Genomic DNA, 18,199 nt, shown 5'->3' on the forward strand with positions numbered 1-18,199 from the left:
GCTTCGACGCGCGGCGTCATGCCGGAGCGGCTGCCGCCGCGATGCCGGCAATCGCCGGTGCGGCTCAGCGAATGTTGCGGAATGCGCGCGGTCCAGCCGGTGGGCCGCGCACCGATGCAGCGCCGCTTACGCCGCTACCCCGCTCGCCTGATGCGACACGAGCCGCGCATACGCACCCTGCCGCGCGATCAGGTCGGCATGCCGTCCGGCTTCGATCACGCTGCCGTGCTCCATCACGAGGATCAGGTCGGCATAGCGCACGGTCGACAGCCGGTGCGCGATGATGATCGACGTGCGCTGCGTCATCAGGTCTTCCAGCGCCGCACGGATCTGCTGCTCGCTGATCGTGTCCAGATGGGACGTCGCTTCGTCGAGGATCAGCACCGGCGCATCCTTCAGGAACGCGCGCGCAATCGCGACACGCTGGCGCTGGCCGCCCGACAGTTGCACGCCGCGCTCGCCGACGCGCGTCGCGAGCCCGTCCGGCAGCCTCGCGACGAATTCGCCGAGCGCCGCATGGTCGATCGCGCGCCGCACGTCCGCGTCGGACGCGTCGTTCGCGGCGAGCCGGATGTTCGCTTCGAGCGTGTCGTTGAACAGGTAGGTATCCTGCGCAACCAGCGCGATGTGCTGCCGCAGGTCGTCGAGCCGCAAGTCGCGCAGGTCGACGCCGCCGAGCGTCACGCGGCCCTGCTGCGGATCCCAGAAGCGCAGCAGCAGGCTCGCGACCGTCGACTTGCCGGCGCCGGACGCACCGACCAGCGCGATCGTGCTGCCGGGCGGCACCTCGAAGCTCACGCGGTCGATCGCGGGCACGCTGCGGCCCGGGTAAGTGAAGGACGCGGCCTCGAAACGCACCGCCGGATCGGCAGGCATCGCAAGCGTGCCGTCCGTCACCGGCACCGGCTCCTTCTCCAGCGCGCGCAAACGGCGCGTCGACGCGATCGTGTCGGCGAGCTGGCGCGCGACCTGGCCGATTTCGGCCACCGGCATGAAGGCGGCCACCGCGACCAGCACCAGCAGCGGCAACGACTCGCGCGGAAACCAGCCGCGTGCGCACAGCAGCGCGCCGAGCGCCGCGACGACCAGCCCGCCGAGCCCGCTCGCGATTTCCAGCGCGGCGCTCTGCGCCGACAGGTCGTCGAGCAGCTTCGCGCGTTGCTTGCGGTACGCATCGACTTCGGCCACGAACGCTGCGCGCCGGCGCGCGATGGCCTGGAACGCGGTCAGCTCCGCGAGCCCCTGGATCGTTTCGGTCAGGTGCGCGCCGAGCTGGCCAAGCGCTTCGCGTGCGCCGGTGCCGAGCCGGTCGACATCGCGCCGCGCCAGCACCGGCGCGAGCCCGGCCCACGACAGGAACGGCAGCAGCGCGAGCGCGAGCGGCCAGGCCACCGACGCGAGCAGCACCAGCACGGCGGCCGGCACGAGCACCGCGACGAATGCGGGCGCCAGCGTGTGCGCATAGAAATACTCGACGGTCTCGACGTCCTGCGTCGCGAGCGACACGAGATCGCCGGATCGGCGGCGCAGCAGCCCGGCCGGCGCGAGGCGTTCGAGCGTCCCGAACAGCGCGATGCGCATTTCCGCGAGCAGCCGGTACGCCATGTCGTGCGCAAGCCACGATTCGAGCCAGTGCAGCACGGCCGCCACCGGCGCGATCACGAGCAGCGCGGTGACGAGCACCGGGCTCACGTGGCCGCCCGGCACCGCGCCGACCACCCGCGCGCCGATCACGCCGACGCCGATGAACGCGAGCACGCGGCCGATCCCGAACAACACCGTCAGCACGACCTTGCCCGGCCACGGCCGCACGAAGCGCAGCAGCGTCCGCAGGGTTTCCGGCCAGCCGATCGCCGCCGCATCGTCGTTCAGCGGCCGCACCTGCGGCCCCGACGACGCGCGCGCGGTCGCGCCGGCCGTCGTCGCCACACCGACCGATTCGGCGACCGCTTCCAGTTGCGGCCCCATCAGCCGGCGATACGGGCCGTCACGGGCGATCAGCGCCGCGTGCGTGCCTTCGTCGACCACCTGCCCCTGGTCGAGCACCAGGATGCGGTCGGCGCCGATCACGCTGGACAGCCGGTGCGCGAGCACGAGCGTGGTCCGCCCGCGCGTGAGCCGGTCGAGCGCCTGCTGGATCAGCGCTTCGTTCTCCGCGTCGACCGACGACAGCGCCTCGTCGAGCAGCAGGATCGGCGCATCGCGCAGCAGCGCGCGGGCAATCGCGAGGCGCTGGCGCTGGCCGCCCGACAGCATGAGCCCGCGTTCGCCGATGCGCGTCGCGTAGCCGTCGGGCAGCGCCGAGATGAAATCGTGCGCGTTGGCGGCGCGCGCCGCGGCGATCATGTCCGCGTCGCTCGCATCGGGGCGGCCGAGCCGCAGGTTGTCGGCGACGCTGCCGTCGAACAGCGTCGCATCCTGCGCGACGACCGCGATCATCTCGCGCACCTGGCCGGCATCGAGCGTGCGCACGTCGTGACCGCCGATGCGGATCACGCCGCCCTGCGCATCGTGCTGGCGCAGCAGCAGGCGCACGATGGTCGACTTGCCCGCGCCGCTCGGCCCGACGATCGCCACCGTCTCGCCCTCGCGCACCGAGAAGCTCAGCGCCGCATGCGCGCCGGCGCGGCGCCCCGGATACGCGAAGCTGACGGCGTCGAACGCGATCTCCGGCCGCAGGCCCGGCACGCGCGGCGCATCGGCGGCCGGCGCGTGGCTGCCGGCGTCGAGCAGCGCGTGGATCGCATTCGCCGCCGACTGGCCGATCATCCCCTGGTGCAGCACGGAACGCAGGTCGCGCAGCGGCCGGAAGATTTCGCTGCCGGCCATCAGCACGATCAGCAGCGCCTCGAGGCTCATGTCGCCGTGCCGCACGCGCCATGCGCCGACCGCGATCGCGGCGGCCGCGCCGAGGCCGGTGCCGAGATCGGTAAAGAGCCGCGTCAGCAGGCCGAGTGCGAGCACCCAGAACGTGCTGCCGGACAGCGCGCGCGCCTTCGCGGCCAGCTTCGCGCCGAATGCCGTGCCTTGCCCGAACGCCTTCAGCGTCGGCAGGCCTTGCACCGCGTCGAGAAACTCCTCGCCGAAAGCCTTGAACGCGGCCGAACGCGCGAGCGCCGCGCGCTTGTCGGCGCGATGCACGAGCTGCGGCAGCGCGAGCGTGACGAGCGCCGCGACCAGCAGGATCGCGGCCGTCGGCACGTCCCACCACGCGAGCACCGCGAAGATCATCACCGGCGCGCAGGCGGCGATCACGAGCTGCGGCAGGTAGGTGCCGAAAAAGGTCTGCAGCTGCTCGACGCCGTCGACGACGGCCAGCATCACGCCGCCCGTGCGCTCACCGCTGAACCATGCGGGGCCGAGCGCCGCGATCCGGTCGAACAGCCGCGCGCGCAGCGTGGCCTGCACGCGCCCGGCCGTGTGCTGCGCGAGCACCGTGCGGCGATGGTCGAGCCATGCACGCAGCAGCACGCAGACCGCCGTTGCAACGACGGCTTCGCCGATGCTGCGCGCCGGCGCGCCGGAAAACACCAGCGCCAGCACGCGGCCGAGAAAGACGAAGCGCAGGATCCCGACACCCATCGCGAGCAGGCCGAGCGCGACGGCCCCGGCGACCCGCCAGCGCAGTCCCGCCATCATTGCCCATAGTCGTCGGTCGAAATACATGAAGCCCTCCAGTCGTGTCTGATGACGTTTTTTCTTGACCGGATCGAGGCTACCCGCGCGGCCCGCGCGCGGCAAAAGATGATTTTTCAACGGGTGTTGAGTCAACTACAATACCCCGCATGTCGCACCTCCCTCCCCTCGGCGCATTGCGGGCTTTCGAGGCGGCCGTCCGCCTCGGCGGGTTCGCGCGCGCGGCGGTCGAGCTGAACGTGTCGACGAGCGCGGTCAGTCACCAGATCCGCACGCTCGAGGAATCGCTTGGCGCGCGGCTGCTCGAACGCAGCACGGGGCTCGGCGGCATCAGCCTCACGCCGGCCGGCGCACGCCTGCTGCCGGCGGTCAGCGATGCGCTGTCGCGGCTGACCGACGCCTGCGCCGACATTCGCGGCACCGCGCAACGGCTCACCGTATCCGCCAACGCGCCGTTTTCGGCGATGTGGCTCGCACGCCGCCTCGCGGAATTCTCGTCGCTTCATCCCGAAACGCCGCTGCATGCCGTCGTGCTCGACGACGAACCGGATTACGCGCGCAGCGGCGTCGATCTGGCGATCGTGCACGTGCCCGCGCACCGGCTGCGGGCCGACGACGACGTGCTGATGCAGGAGACCGTGTTCCCGGTATGCAGCCCCGAGCTGTTTCCGTACGCATCGGGGCACGTGTGCCGCTCGCGGCTGCTGCAGGAGATGCACGAGGACAGCCCCGAGATCGACTGGCGCAACTGGGCATCCGAATTCGGCTTGCCGGGCGACTTCGAGACGAAGATCGTCCGTTACAGCAGTTTCAGCCAGGTGATCGGCGCGGCGGTCGGCGGCGCGGGCATCGCGCTCGGCCGCATGCCGCTGATCGAGCCGGAGCTGCGCAGCGGCCGCCTGGTGCCGTTGAAGCCGGGCATCGAACGCGCTGCGTCGTGGCGCTTCGTGCTGCGCCGCAACCCGTCGACGCGGCACCGGTTGCTCGATCCGCTGATCGAGTTCCTGCGCCGCGAAGCGGAAGCGGAAGCGGCACCGGTCGCGGGCCCGATCGTTGCGCCCGCATCCAACGACAGTCTCGTGCGCGGCACGGGCGGCGCGACCGGCAAGTAACGCGCCGGCCTCGCCCGCATGCGCCGCTTACGGCGCAGCGAAGAACAGCGCGACCACGCACGCCATCCCGCCAAACCACACGAGCGAACGCAGCGACGCCCAGTTCAGCAGGTACATCAGCATATAGACGACGCGGATCGCGACGAATGCCATCGCAAGCTGGTCGACGCGATGCAGGTTCGCGCCGTTGTGCCACGCGACCACCAGCGCGGCCGTGAACAGCGCGAGCGCCTCCCACGCGTTCTGGTGCGCGGCCTGCGCGCGGGCGCGCCAGCCTTCGAGCTTCGCCAGGTAGTCGCGCGGCGCGCGGTTGTCGTAGCCCTTGCGGGCTTTCGCGAGAAACGTCATCGAAAACGGCAACAGCGCCACGATGAACAGGCACAGCTGGGACGTCGTCATCAAAAGTCTCCTCCTTTATGATTACATTGACCAATGACAAAATCGCCGAGAGCTTAGCATTGCGCCGTGCCGTTCGCGCACCGGTTTTCTAGACGGGAGACTCGGCTGGAGCGGTCGCCGGCCGTCGCGGCCAGCCTGGTCGGGCACCACAATTTCCACCAAATCATCGACAAAAACGTTAATTAAAACTGGTCGAACACCAATAAGATAGCGTTCAACACTGGCCCGGCGCATTGTCGCGCCAGGCCGCCGCGCGCACCGAACGACATCCGACCCGAGACATCGCCATGCCCCGTCCCATCGTCGCCCATATCCGCCCCGACGCTGTCCGCCACAACCTCGACTTCATCCGCCGCACCGCCGCGCGATCGCGCGTGTGGGGCGTGATCAAGGCCAACGCATATGGCCACGGCATCGAGCGGATCTACCCGGGCCTCGCCACCGCCGACGGCATCGCGCTGCTCGATCTCGACGAAGCCGTGCGCGTGCGCGAGCTCGGCTGGGACAAGCCCGTGCTGCTGCTCGAAGGGATCTTCGAGCCGGCCGACGTCGACCTCGCCGATCGCCACCGCCTGACGGTAGCCGTGCACTGCGACGAACAACTCGACCTGCTGATCGCGGCAAAGCCGCGGCAGGCGATCGACATCCAGCTCAAGATGAACTCCGGGATGAACCGGCTTGGCTACCGGCCTGCCGCTTTCCGTGCCGCGTGGGAACGCGCGGCCAACGCGCCGTCGATCGGCAAGATCACGCTGATGATGCATTTCGCGAACGCCGACGAAGGCGAAGTCGACTGGCAGCTCGACCAGTTCGATGCGGCCACGGCGGGGATTCCGGGCGAGCGCTCGACGTCGAATTCGGCTGCCGTGCTGTGGCATCCGCGCGCACACCGCGACTGGGTGCGGCCCGGCACGATCCTGTACGGCGCATCGCCGACGGGTGCGGCGCGGGATATCGCCGACACGCCGCTGATGGCCGCGATGACGCTCACCAGCAAGATCATCGGCGTGCAAACGCTCGCGCCGGAAGAAACCGTCGGCTACGGCCGCCGCTTCACGGCCGACCGGCCGATGCGGATCGGCGTGGTCGCATGCGGCTATGCGGACGGCTATCCGCGCCACGCCCCGACCGGCACGCCGATCGCGGTGGACGGCGTGATGACGCGCGTCGTCGGCCGCGTGTCGATGGACATGCTCACCGTCGACCTGACGCCGTGCCCGAACGCGGGCATCGGGTCGAGCGTCGAGCTGTGGGGCGACCAGGTCAAGGTAGATGACGTGGCGCAAGCCAGCGGCACGATCGGCTACGAGCTGATGTGCGCGCTCGCGCAGCGTGTGCCGGTCGTGATCGTGCCGCCGAGTGCGTCGAGCGAACAGCCCGCGCCGCGCACCGGAAGCTACGGGCGCTGACCGGCGTCGATGCGGCGGCGCTGTTGCATCGCCTCGCCTGCCGCGTGATTTGCGGGCCGCCTCGAGCGGCCCGTTTGCTTTCCGGCGGGCAGGACACGCGTGGATGACTGCCCTTGCGCTCCGTTCGGCGCGCCATCCAGCGACGCACTACACGCGCCACGTCGGCTTGCGCTTCTCGAGGAACGCATCGATGCCTTCGCCCGCGTCCTCTTCCATCATGTTGCGCGCCATCACGTCGCCCGCATACGCGTAGGCTTCGTCGAGCGGCAACTCGCGCTGGCGATAGAACATCTGCTTGCCGTAACGCACCGCGGCCGGGCTCTTCTCGACGATCTCCGCAACCTTGCGTGCGACGGCCGCATCGAGCGCGTCCTCGGGCACGGCCTCGTTGACGAGCCCCCACGCGGCGGCCGTCGCCGCATCGACGAAGCGCCCGGTCACGAGCATGTCGAACGCACGCTTCGCCGTGACGTTGCGGCTCAACGCGACGGCCGGCGTCGAACAGAACAGCCCCACGTTGATGCCCGATACCGCGAAGCGCGCGGTATCGGCCGCGATCGCCAGGTCGCACGCGGCGACGAGCTGGCAGCCGGCCGCCGTCGCAATGCCGTGCACGCGTGCGATGACCGGCACCGGCAACGCGCGCATCGCGAGCATCACGCGGCTGCATTGCGCGAACAGCGTGCGGTAGTAGTCGAGCCCGGGCTTGCTGCGCATCTCCCGCAGGTCGTGGCCCGCGCAGAACGCCTTGCCTTCGGCGGCCAGCACGACGCAGCGCACGCCCGGATCGGCCGCGAGCGACGCAAATGCATCGTGCAGGCTCGCGAGCATCGCCTCGGACAATGCGTTGAACTGCTGCGGGCGGTTCAGCCGCAGCGTGACGACGCCGTCGCGGTCGTCACGCTTCAAAACGGGTTCCGATGATGAGGCATTCGAATCCATGATGGTTCACCCAAAGAACAGGAACGCGATACGCTCGCGGTTCAATATAGTCCAATCCGGACACCGAAGGCCGCCGGAATCGTGCGCCACCGCCAGGCGTCACCCGCGCAGCTTGCCGCCAGCCCGCTTCGCGCGAGACCTCGACGGCCGGATTTCACCCAGGCCGGCCAATACGAAGCGCGGGCCCGCCAAACCCAGCGTCATCGCCCCGGCACGACGATCGACTCACGCGTGAAATTCCGGGGCGACTGGAAATCGAAGACCGCGAAGACCAGCAGCACCGTGCCGCTTCAGCGCGGCTGATACTCGCCGTCGGCAGCCGACCAGCGAAACGTCTGGCGCCATTTGCCGCCGCGCTGGCGCAGCTGCAGATCGTGGAAACCCTCCGTCGACGTCGACAGCACGTTCAGCGTATTGCTGCTCTCCGAGATGTCGTGATCGCGCGTGCCGTCACGATGCCAGTCGCCGGCGATATCCTGGTAGGACATCATCGGCTGCGCGAATACGATGCGCAGTACCTTGCCGTCGATCCGGAACAGGTACAACGCCTCGAACGATGCGCCACCGCCCGCATAACCGATCGACCAGCCCGCCCGCACGCCGAATGCCGCATCTCCGGGCCGCAGCGCATAGGGTGCGAGATCAAACCGCAACCACCGTTCGGGCCGTATTGCGAAATCGCTCGCTTTCCTTTGGGAGTCGGGACTCTCGATATTCGTCTGGCTCCAGTCGATCCCCTGGTCGAGCGGCTGTTCGGTACGCGCGACGAGGCGCGGCGCACCGTCCGGACCGCGCTCGAACACGCCCAGCCAGACCAGTTCCTTCGTTTCATCGGCATCGGGGTGGCGGTCGAAGCCTTCACAATCGGAGGGCGCATTGAATTTCAGCACTTCGCGCGCAAGGCCGTCGGTCGGTGCCGCGCAGACGATCGCGACAAACGCACCGGGGCGCTGCGGCCACGGCTTTGCGCCGACCAGCACGACGCGCCCAATCGGCTGGCCCGGGGCAAGCTGCGCAACCAGCGCCTCTTTCGTGAAGCCGGGCGGCAGGCGCACGCCAAAACCGTCCTGTTCGGGCCCACCGCTCATGTCCCGCGCGTACGCTGCGCGTGCGTCGGGCGAACTGAACTTCCCGGGCACCTGGTCAAGCGAATGTGCAGTGCCCGCCGCGTGTGCGGCCAGGCCCAAGCACGCAGTGCTGATCGCGATCAGCCACAGTATCAAGCGGATTGTCATGCTGGAAGGTCCTGTGAGGTCACGAGGCAACCTGCCGCGACGTCGCGCATGCGATCGGCCCGGCAGTCTCGTGTATGAGTTCCATGATGTTCTGCGATAAACGATTCGACGGTATTCAGTGCGGCGCAAGCGGTCACGCGCGCTTGCGCCCGCTGCGCCACGCGCGCACGCCCAGCCGCAGATGACCGACGCCGCCCAGGAAAAAGGCGATACCCATCCCGCCGACGGTCAGCACGCCACCCCAGATCGCCCCGAACGTATTCATCCGCGCGCTCATCCTGGGCTCGTCGGGCGTGTAGCGCACCTCGACGGTCGCGCCGTCCTGCACGCTGACCTCGCCGCCCTGCGCGTATTCGACCCGCTCGCCCGCGAGCGTCGTGAACGCGATCTCCGGATGATGCGGACCCGCGTTCAGCTTGATGACGCGCCCCGGCACGACGATCGAGGTTCGCAGGAATTCGCGCGTCGACTGCGTGTACAGGGCGGTGGCGATCAGCAGGCACGTGCCCGCGACGGTAAACACGACGCCCTTAGCGATCAGCGTCTCCGTCTGCTGCGCGGCGGTGCGGCCGGATCCGGATGCCATCCCGCTCACCTTACGGGCGTGACCGATAGAACGACACGTCGATCTTCGACTGCGTCTTGCAGCGATACATCACGCCGCGCCCCGTTTCGTCGGTCACCCCTTCATACGGGCCGTTGCAGCCGGTGACCTTGTACTCCGCGAACGGAACGCGCTTGCCGTCCTGCGGCCGGACCAGCACGGGAATACGCCCCGTCGGGCCGTCGCCGATCGTGCGGACGAGCACCATGCGCGACGCATCGATCGGTGCGGCGGAACGCAGGTAGATCGTGCGCCCCTGCGCGTCGGTCGTGCCTTCGACTTCGAGTTCCCGGTTGTCCTGGGCCGCGCTCGTGTAGAGCGCGAACGCATAGCGCGTGTTCGGTAGCGGCTGCTTCGTCGCGGGGTCGTGCAGCACGAAGTAGCACCCGTTGACGCCCCTGCCGGCCGTTGCCTGTCCGTCGACCTGCACGGGGTGACACGTGTACGACGAACCGTCGCCGACGGCGGCCTGTTGCGGATTCTGCTGCCCCGTGCCGACGCACCCGCCTGCCAGCACGGCCACCAGCGTCGCGCATGCGCCGCGTACGAGCGCTGCCCGATCGATTTCGATTTTCATCGGATGGTGTCCCGTTCCTGAATGTTTGTCCTGAATGCCGTGCGTGCTGCGCAGGTCGCGCAGGCACGCCGCCCTCGGCATCCGGCAGGATACGGACATCACGGCACGCTGTAAATTGCGCGCGCAGCCGGCCGCGCCGCGCGGCGACTCGCCACTCGCGACGCTGCCGATCGACCACTACGGGCTGATGGGGCTCGCGCAGCGGCTCGCGACACCCGGCCGCATCGCGGGCGTCGCGCCGATCTTCGCGGGGATGATCGTCGTGCAATGGCAGGCGCCCGCGCCACGCGTGCCGGCCACGACCGGCGACGCAGCGCCCGCGCCACCCGAACCGCAACGCTGAATGCGCGAGCGGTACCGGGCGCGTTGAAGCCCGATGCGCGTCAGCCCGCGAGCTTCTTCAGCGCGTCGAGCACCGCGTCGCCCTTGAACGGCTTCACGATCCAGCCCTTCACGCCGGCGGCCTTGCCGCGCTCCTTCATCGCGGGGCTGCTTTCGGTCGTCAGCATCACGACGTTGACCGTCGAGTTCGCCAGCTCGCCGCGGATCTTCTCGACCATCGTCAGGCCGTCCATGTTCGGCATGTTCACGTCGCTGATCACGAGGCGCACGCCGGGCGTCGCCTTGAGCTTCGCGAGGCCGTCCTTGCCGTCCACGGCCGTCGCGACGTCGAGCCCGTGATTGCGCAGGAAGCCCGCGACCTCGTCGCGCACCGTGCCCGAATCGTCGACCACCAGAATCTTTGCCATGTCGTATTCCCCTTCCTTTCGTTGTTGCTGACTTCAATAGTCAAAACAGTTCGAGCTCGCCCGATTCGACCATCGACCCCACGTCCTGCACCGATTCGCGGAAGTCCTCCGGCGACCAGCTCAGGCTGAACACGAAACGCTGATCGAGGCAGACGGAGCGCCCCGATGCCGGGTCGGTCATCCGGTACTTGAAGCAGAGCTGCGGGCAATCGCCGCCGAACGAGATGAACTTCTGCTTGTGATTGACGACGAGCGGCACCTGCACCGGATGGCGCGCGAGCGCCTCGGCGTCGCCGAGATAGCGATTCTTGAACGCGCCCCACACGAGGTTGGTCAGCTCGCCGAGCACGCTGTTCACGTCGCGGAAATCCGGCGCGCGGCCGGCGTCGCGCGTGCCGCCGAGCATGTCGAGCAGCGGCTGCTCGCTCGTCTGCAGCAGCATGTAGCCGCGGCACCATGCGCTTTCGAGCGCGATCAGGCTGAACACTTCGCCGAAGATGATCTGGTCGCGCACGATGCACGGTGTTTCGTGCTCGATCGTCATGCCCGGGAACAGGCTGTCGATGCGCGCCTCGGTGATCTCCGAGATGCCGCGCACGAGCGCGTTCGGGTAATCGTGGCCGAACAGGTATTCGTCGATCGCGCGCTTGAGCGGCGTCATGTCGTCGGCGACGTAGGCCGCGCAGGCGACGCGCGCGAGCGCCGCCGGCAGCCCGTCGCGCGACGCGAGCGATTCGCGGCGCAGGATGATCGGCAGCTCGGGGCGCAGCGCATCGATCTGCGTCGCGACGATCGCGCTCTCGGCCGGCGAACCGCCGTAATCCTCGGCCAGCAGGATCGCGCCGAGATCGATGTTCGAGCGCAGCACCTTCAGCAGCCGGTTGCGCCGCACGGTCAGGCCAATCAGGTTGTGCTCGTCGCAGAAACGCTTGATCGCGTCGGCGTGCGCGCGACTGTCATCGAGCACGAGCACCTTGCTGACGGGTTTGTCCAGGGTCATCTCAAGAATTCCTCATGGTCGATCGGGGTCGATCAGAACAGTTCGAGCTCGCCGCCGGTATCCACCGCAGCCGTTTCCGGTATATGGAAATCGACGGGCGCGTTCGCACACACGCACAACGTCGCGCCGACCCGCACGTCGCCGTCGAGCGTCAGGTCGTACGCGGCCACGTGATCGGGCGCCAGCGCGTGCAAGTAGTCGATGCTCGATCCGCTCAGCAGATACGGCGTCGACATCCCGAGGTCGGGAAACGGTGCGGTCAGCGCCTGGTTGATCGCGCCGCAGCACAGGTTCGCGACTTCCATGAACGCTTCGGGCAGCGGCCGCTGGCCGCTCGTGCCCGCCGTCGCGCCGGCGAAATGGCGGCGCGTCGCCTCGTCGTCGCTGAAGCGCAGTGCGAGCAGCAGGCGGAAATGCAGCGCCGAGATCGTCAGCACCGCGACATGCTCGGTCACTTTCGGCTTCGCACGCGACTTCGCGTGCGCACGATCGTGCCCGTCGTGTGCGGGGCCCGCGGCCGGACGGATGTCGCACGCCCCGCCGGATGCGAGCCGCGTGCGCGCCGCGTCGAAGAAGATCCGCTCGAAGCCGGCTTTCGCCTGCGCGCTGATCACGCGACGCCTCCTTCGATCCGCGCGTGAAGTTGCCCGGCCAGCGACTCGACGGTCGCGAGCGCGGCCGTGATCATCTTGCCGCCGGCCTGGATGTCCTGGAACGTCGCGGCCGTCACGAGGTCGTTGCGGTTCAGGCTGTCGCGATAGCTGTTCGACAGTTCCTGCGAGCGCGCGGCCAGCCCGCGCACCTCGCTGGCGACGATCGAGAAGCCACGCCCGGCCGTGCCGGCGCGCGCGGCCTCGATCGATGCGTTCAGCGACACGATCGACACATGCGCGACGATTGCCGACAACTCCTGGTTCTTCGCGCGCATGTCCTGGTTCTGCGTGGTCAGCGAGATCATCTGCTCGTGCCAGCGCTCGAAGGTGCCGGCGAGCCCGCGCAGGCGCGCGGCTTCGTCGGCGATCTTCATCGCGTGCTGCGCCAGCGCGGCACGATCCGCCGACAGCGCTTGCATGGCATCGCGCTGCGTGCCGGCCGCGGACGTCTCGCGCGCGAGCGCATCCTCGAGCTGTGCCTCGCGCTGCGCCCATGCGTCGGCCGCCTCCGCATGCGCCGACCTGGCGTCGGCGATGCGCGCATCGGCTGCGTCGAGCGCGCCGCGCCACTGCGCCAGGTCGCGTTCGAGCGCCGCCACGAGTCGCTTGCGCGTCAAGCGAAACACGACCGCCGCAACGATCGCGACGACGGCGCCGCCCGCCAGTGCGGCGGCGATCTGGAACATCCACGCCTGCACGATCACGTCGTCACTCCGCCGCGCCGATATCCGCGCGGCGCGCACGCTCGTGTGCGACGCCCTGAGCGGCGCCGTCCGCCGCGAAGCGGGCCGGCAACGACACGATCGTCTCGAACGCGCGATACGGCGCGCCGACGCGATCGTCGGTGAAGCGCAGCGCGATATCGCCGCCGTCGCGCTTCAGGAAGTTGCGCACCGCGTCCATGCCGACGCCGCGCCCCGACACTTCCGTCACCGTGCTCGCCGTCGAGAAGCCCGGCCGGAAGATCAGCTCGGCCACCGCTTCGTCGGCGAGTGCCGCTTCGTCATCCGCATCGATCCACCCGCGCTCGCGCGCGATGCCGCGAATCCGGTCGAGCGCGAGGCCACGGCCGTCGTCGCTCAGCACGAACCACAGCTCGCCGCCGCCCACGCCGACCGCGATGTCGATCGTGCCGGACGCCGCCTTGCCGGCCGCGCGTCGCTCGTCGGACGATTCGATCCCGTGGTCCATCGAATTGCGCAGCAGGTGCATGAACACGTTCTTCAGTGTCGCGGCGATTTCGCTGCGCACGCGGTGGCCGTGGCTGTCGATATGCACGACGGGCGCCGGCTTGCCGAGTTCGGCCGCGAGCGACGGCAGCGACTCGATCACGCCGCCGAGCGCTTCGCCGATGCCTTGCGTGCCGAGCTGGCTCAGCATGCGGCGCACGGCGTCGCGGGCCGCGTGCCAGTCGGACGCGTTGGCCGGATCGGCGCCGTCGAGCACGCGCAGGCTCTCGCTGATGTGCGCGCGTTCGACCATCAGGAAGTCGGCGCCCTGCGCCGGTTCGCCGCTGCGGCCGAGCGTGACCGCGTTGATCGTCGCGTAGTGCTCGACTGCCTCGCGCACGCGCGCCAGGTCGTCCATCAGCGCATCGCGGTTCCACTCGGGGCCGCCGTCCGCGCGGCGCAGCGAGTCGTACGCCTGCTCCGCTTCGTGGACGATGTTCGTCAGGTGCTGGAGGCTGTACGTGCGCGCATTGCCCTTGATCGTGTGCATGTTGCGGAACAGCGCCGCGACGATCGAGTGATCGGCGCGCTCGTGCTGGCGGATCATCCGCTCGTTCTCGCTGAGGAAGCCCTTCGCGCTGTGCACGAAGTCGTGGAACTTGTCCTGGCTGATCGACAAAATCTCGCCGATCATCTCGAGGCGGCGCTGCTGCTCGCCGGCCTGCGCGGTCAGCTCGCGGATCTCGGTCACGTCGCGCACGCACAGCATCAGGCGCACGACCGTGTCGGTCTCGTCGGTGATCGCCGACCAGCTCAGGTCGAGCCACTTCTCGCGGCCGTCCGGCATCCGCTTCGCGACTTCGTTCACCAGCAGGTGCTCGTTGAACGCGAAGTTCATGCTGTCTTCGCCGAGGCACGCGTGCACGGCCGCGTCGACTTGCGAGCGTGCGTCGGAACCGATGTTCGAGTCGTCGAACACGAGCGCCATCAGGTCGCGACCGGCGATGTCGCCCGTCTCGAAGATGGTTTCGAGGTACGCCGAATACTCCGCATGCACGACGCCGCCTTCGACGACGGTCAGGATCCCCTGCTGCATGTTCTGCAGCATCGCCTGGATGTCGGCCGTCTTCTGCTTGAGCTGCGCCGAGTTTTCCTGGATCTTCTCGATCATCCCGTTGAACGCGACGATCGAGTGACCGATTTCGTCCATCCGGCCCACCGGCACGCGGCGCGTGAAATCCTGGCTCGTCGCGATCTCGCTCATCGCCGTCTGCATCCCGATCAGCGGCCGCGTGATCTGCCGATACAGCAGCAGGCCGAGCGCGGTCAGCAGCACGACCACCGTGCCGGCGACGCCCGCGATCGCGGTCGCCGTCGTCGCGAGCATCCCGTTCAGCGCGCTGATCGCGTCGTCCTTCTGGCGGTTCTTCTCGACGCGCAGCGTGTCGACGATGCTTTCGAGTTCGTCGCGATACTGCGCGACGTTCGCGAACAGGTACGCCTGCGCCATCTCGGGCTTGCCGTCGGCCTTCATCTTCACGGTGTCGTCGATCGCCGCGAAATAGTTCGCGGCGCTGTCCTTCGCCTGCGAGACGAGCCCGACCTGCGCGTGGCCGACCGCCGACTTCGCCTGCACGTCGAGCGCGGCGCGCAGCGCGCCCTGCTTCGCCTTCAGCTCGTCGCGCGCCTGCGCGGCGGTGTTCGCGTCGGGCGCGTAGACGAGCGTCATCGTCGCGATCTGGATGTTCTTCACATCGGCGACGAGATCGGCGGACGCGAGCGCGCTCGGCACGATTCCCTGGGTGACCTGGCGTACCTCGGCCGCGCTCTTGCGCGTCTGGTACACGGCATAGATGCCGATCGCGGACAGCGCGAAGAACGTCAGGACGACTAGCAGCGTAATGCGATGACGGATGGTCATGAGTACAGCTCCCCGCAGCGATCCGGCTTCGATCGGCGTTTGGTCTATTGAAAGAATGTGAGCGCCGAATTATCGGGGATGGTGTATGACGCTCCGATGACCGAAAATCAATCGTTCATTGATAAAAATGAAATGAATAATTGTGGCGAAAGCGCCCTAAAGTATTGGCGAAATTTGCCGTTAACCCTTGTCCTCAAGGCTTCCAACGGCACCACGGCGCAGCCGGAAAATCCGGGATACGGATATTTATTTTTATTTAATTAATCCGCGGATCAGCCGCAATCTGGCTTTCGCAAAACGTTTGCGAATTATCGGCGAATCCGGTCGAATTCGCGATTTTTCATTGTCGGCGAGCGATGCGGCGAACCGATGAAAACGATGCCGCCCGCCCCGGGGCCGACGAGCGACGATCACGCGCATCGCATCGTCGCCCTCCGGGGCGGGCGTGACCGGCTACCGGTCAGTGGCTGCTGGCGCGAGTCGCCCCCAGCCCCGTTTCCGAGCGCACCTGCTGCGCGGCGAACGCACCCTTCTCGGCCTTCGCGCGCAGGCTCGTGTCGAGTACCGAGAACAGCCACACGCCCGCGAAGCCGATCGTCATCGAGAACAAGGCGGGCGACGTATACGGGAACCACGCCGAACCCTTCGGATAACCGAGCGTCGCTTCCCACACCGACGGCGACACGATCGTCAGCCCCACCGACGAGACCAGCCCCAGGAACCCGCCGATGACCGCACCGCGCGTGGTGCAGCCCTTCCACATCATCGACAGGAACAGTACCGGGAAATTGGCCGATGCCGCCACGGCAAACGCCAGCGACACCATGAACGCGACGTTCTGCTTCTCGAACGCGATGCCCAGCAGCACGGCGATCACGCCGAGCACCAGCGTCGTGATGCGCGACACCTTCAACTCGTCGGCGCTGTTCGCGTTGCCGTTCTTGAATACGGTGGCATAGAGATCGTGCGACACCGCGGACGCGCCCGACAGCGTGAGCCCGGCCACCACCGCCAGAATCGTCGCGAAGGCCACGGCCGAGATGAAGCCGTAGAACACGTCGCCCCCCACCGTCTTGGCCACCAGCACCGCGGCCATGTTGGCCGTGCCCGCGCCGCCCTTGATCACGCCCTTGGCCACGTCGGCCAGTTCCGGATTGGTCAGCACCAGCGTGATCGCACCGAAACCGATGATGAAGATCAGCACGTAGAAATAGCCGATCCAGGTGGTGGCCCAGAACACGGATTTACGCGCTTCCTTCGCATCCGGCACCGTGAAGAAGCGCATCAGGATGTGCGGCAGGCCGGCGGTGCCGAACATCAGTGCCATGCCGAACGAGATGGCCGAGATCGGATCCTTGATGAACCCGCCCGGCGACATCACCGACAGCCCGATCCGGGTCGCGTCGTCCGGCGATTTGCCCGCATTCGCGGCGATCGCGGTCTTGACTTCCACGGCATGGGCGAACAGCGCCTCCGGGCTGAAGCCGTACTGCGCGAGCACCATGATCGCCATGAAGGTCACGCCCGCGAGCAACATGCACGCCTTGATGATCTGCACCCATGTGGTGGCCGTCATGCCGCCGAACAGCACGTAGACCATCATCAGCGCGCCGACGATGACGACCGCCACCCAGTAGTCGAGACCGAACAGCAGCTTGATGAGCTGCCCGGCGCCCACCATCTGCGCGATCAGGTAGAACGCCACCACCACCAGCGTGCCGACCGCGGCGAAACTGCGGATCGGCCCCTGCTCGAAGCGGTAGCCCGCGACGTCGGCGAAGGTGAACTTGCCGAGGTTGCGCAGCCGCTCGGCCATCAGGAACGTGATGACCGGCCAGCCGACCAGAAAACCGATCGAGTAGATCAGGCCATCGTAGCCCGACGTCATCACCGCGGCGGAAATGCCGAGGAAGGATGCCGCCGACATGTAGTCGCCCGAGATCGCCAGGCCGTTCTGAAACCCGGTAATGCCGCCGCCGGCCGTGTAGAAATCCGCGGCCGAACGTGTGCGCGAAGCCGCCCACTTGGTGATCCACAACGTCCCCGCCACGAACAGCGCGAACAGGACGATGGCCGTGGTGTTGGTTGCCTGCCTGGCGGTCTGCCCGACATCGCCGCCGCCCGCGACGGCCACGCCGCACGCGCCCGCGGCCAGCAGTGCGACCAGCGTCATCGAAAGTGTCTTTTTCATTGGGCGACGTCCTGCAGGATGTCCTGCGTCAGTTGATCGTATTCGTTGTTCGCGCGGCGCACGTAGATGCCGGTGATGACGACGGTGAACACGATCACCGCCATGCCGACCGGTATGCCGACACTCGTCACGCCGCTGCTCACGGGCTGCGCGAGGAACGACTTGTCGAATGCGATCAGCGCGATGTAGCCGTAGTACACGATCAGCATCAGCACCGTCAGACAGACACCGAGCGTATTGCGGCGCCGCTTGAGCAGCGCATACTTCGGATGCGCTTCGATTTTTTTCACCAACCCGTCATGCATCGCCTGTCTCCTGGTTTGCTCTTGAATGTGTGCGGCGATTCTGAACAGCGAAGCTGACTGCGTGCTTACTCGAGCTTTCGCGAGAGGCATCCCGAGCACTATGGTTTTCCCTAGCGGGACAGGGCGCTGTCGCAGGCGTGTACGCGACCGAGCGCGGCGCGCGCTGCAATGGCGATGCGGTTTCGTCGTAGCGACGCGGGTTGGTCAGGGCGCAATTTTTTGCTAGCCCTCGATGAATCGATATTCGGGCGCGGCGCCAGTGACTCACATCGATCGTGTCGGTGGAGAGGTATGCGG

The 18,199-nt window shown here is 67.9% G+C and carries 17 protein-coding genes; 4 read left to right on the plus strand and 13 right to left on the minus strand.

All coding sequences use genetic code 11. The features are described 5' to 3' along the window. Window positions 1–126: 126 nt before the first annotated feature. Window positions 127–3,666 (minus strand): ATP-binding cassette domain-containing protein, encoded by a 3,540-nt coding sequence (locus LGN17_RS01730; protein ID WP_226194905.1) that lies wholly within the window; start codon window positions 3,664–3,666, stop codon window positions 127–129. Window positions 3,667–3,785: 119 nt separating this feature from the next. Between LGN17_RS01730 and LGN17_RS01735 the strand changes: the two genes are divergently transcribed. After that, a complete protein-coding gene (locus tag LGN17_RS01735) occupies window positions 3,786–4,748 on the plus strand; it encodes a LysR family transcriptional regulator (protein WP_226194906.1) in 963 nt (320 codons plus the stop codon). Between the two features lie 27 nt (window positions 4,749–4,775). Here the strand turns inward: LGN17_RS01735 and LGN17_RS01740 are convergent, their stop codons facing one another. After that, entirely contained in the window at window positions 4,776–5,147 is a 372-nt protein-coding gene (locus tag LGN17_RS01740; RefSeq protein WP_226194907.1) for an MAPEG family protein, read from the minus strand. Window positions 5,148–5,434: 287 nt separating this feature from the next. Here LGN17_RS01740 and alr point away from each other — a divergent pair, with 287 nt between their 5' ends. Further along, window positions 5,435–6,556 carry an alanine racemase gene (gene alr / locus LGN17_RS01745; protein ID WP_226194908.1) on the plus strand — a complete coding sequence of 374 codons (1,122 nt, stop codon included), beginning with the start codon at window positions 5,435–5,437 and terminating at the stop codon, window positions 6,554–6,556. A 147-nt stretch (window positions 6,557–6,703) separates the two neighbouring features. Here the strand turns inward: alr and LGN17_RS01750 are convergent, their stop codons facing one another. From LGN17_RS01750 to LGN17_RS01765, 4 genes are all read right to left on the minus strand, one after another. After that, window positions 6,704–7,498: an enoyl-CoA hydratase gene (locus LGN17_RS01750; RefSeq protein WP_226194909.1), complete on the minus strand. Its 795-nt coding sequence runs from the start codon at window positions 7,496–7,498 to the stop codon at window positions 6,704–6,706. Between the two features lie 290 nt (window positions 7,499–7,788). Beyond that, window positions 7,789–8,733 (minus strand): hypothetical protein, encoded by a 945-nt coding sequence (locus LGN17_RS01755; protein WP_226194910.1) that lies wholly within the window; start codon window positions 8,731–8,733, stop codon window positions 7,789–7,791. Window positions 8,734–8,866: 133 nt separating this feature from the next. After that, complete coding sequence (locus LGN17_RS01760) at window positions 8,867–9,319, minus strand: DUF3592 domain-containing protein (protein WP_226194911.1); 453 nt, start codon at window positions 9,317–9,319, stop codon at window positions 8,867–8,869. A gap of 10 nt (window positions 9,320–9,329) precedes the next feature. Continuing rightward, window positions 9,330–9,914, minus strand: a complete 585-nt coding sequence (locus LGN17_RS01765; protein WP_226194912.1) for a hypothetical protein — start codon at window positions 9,912–9,914, stop codon at window positions 9,330–9,332. 43 nt (window positions 9,915–9,957) lie between these two features. On the opposite strand from LGN17_RS01765, the gene LGN17_RS01770 reads away from it, so the two are divergent. Continuing rightward, on the plus strand, window positions 9,958–10,257 hold the full coding sequence (locus tag LGN17_RS01770) for a hypothetical protein (RefSeq protein ID WP_226194913.1): 300 nt from the start codon (window positions 9,958–9,960) through the stop codon (window positions 10,255–10,257). Window positions 10,258–10,297: 40 nt separating this feature from the next. Here LGN17_RS01770 and LGN17_RS01775 read toward each other — a convergent pair whose 3' ends face one another. The 5 genes from LGN17_RS01775 to LGN17_RS01795 are packed head-to-tail and all read right to left on the minus strand — an operon-like array spanning window position 10,298 to window position 15,406. Then, complete coding sequence (locus tag LGN17_RS01775) at window positions 10,298–10,663, minus strand: response regulator (protein ID WP_011355572.1); 366 nt, start codon at window positions 10,661–10,663, stop codon at window positions 10,298–10,300. 40 nt (window positions 10,664–10,703) lie between these two features. Next, the gene (locus LGN17_RS01780) at window positions 10,704–11,663 is read right to left on the minus strand and encodes a chemotaxis protein CheX (protein WP_226194914.1); all 960 of its coding nucleotides are present in this window, start codon (window positions 11,661–11,663) and stop codon (window positions 10,704–10,706) included. 32 nt (window positions 11,664–11,695) lie between these two features. Further along, window positions 11,696–12,277 carry a hypothetical protein gene (locus LGN17_RS01785; protein ID WP_226194915.1) on the minus strand — a complete coding sequence of 194 codons (582 nt, stop codon included), beginning with the start codon at window positions 12,275–12,277 and terminating at the stop codon, window positions 11,696–11,698. Continuing rightward, a complete protein-coding gene (locus tag LGN17_RS01790; protein WP_413226997.1) occupies window positions 12,274–13,014 on the minus strand; it encodes a methyl-accepting chemotaxis protein in 741 nt (246 codons plus the stop codon). The genes LGN17_RS01785 and LGN17_RS01790 overlap by 4 nt, the downstream gene beginning before the upstream one ends. 10 nt (window positions 13,015–13,024) lie before the next feature. Next, window positions 13,025–15,406, minus strand: a complete 2,382-nt coding sequence (locus LGN17_RS01795; protein WP_226194916.1) for an ATP-binding protein — start codon at window positions 15,404–15,406, stop codon at window positions 13,025–13,027. 57 nt (window positions 15,407–15,463) lie between these two features. Between LGN17_RS01795 and LGN17_RS01800 the strand changes: the two genes are divergently transcribed. Further along, complete coding sequence (locus LGN17_RS01800) at window positions 15,464–15,670, plus strand: hypothetical protein (RefSeq protein ID WP_226194917.1); 207 nt, start codon at window positions 15,464–15,466, stop codon at window positions 15,668–15,670. Window positions 15,671–15,866: 196 nt separating this feature from the next. Here LGN17_RS01800 and LGN17_RS01805 read toward each other — a convergent pair whose 3' ends face one another. Beyond that, window positions 15,867–17,597 (minus strand): cation acetate symporter, encoded by a 1,731-nt coding sequence (locus LGN17_RS01805; RefSeq protein ID WP_226194918.1) that lies wholly within the window; start codon window positions 17,595–17,597, stop codon window positions 15,867–15,869. After that, complete coding sequence (locus LGN17_RS01810; RefSeq protein ID WP_226194919.1) at window positions 17,594–17,902, minus strand: DUF485 domain-containing protein; 309 nt, start codon at window positions 17,900–17,902, stop codon at window positions 17,594–17,596. Before LGN17_RS01810 ends, LGN17_RS01805 begins: the two co-directional genes overlap by 4 nt. Window positions 17,903–18,199: the final 297 nt, after the last annotated feature.

Source organism: Burkholderia sp. AU30280 (assembly GCF_020420125.1).
Lineage (GTDB): Bacteria > Pseudomonadota > Gammaproteobacteria > Burkholderiales > Burkholderiaceae > Burkholderia.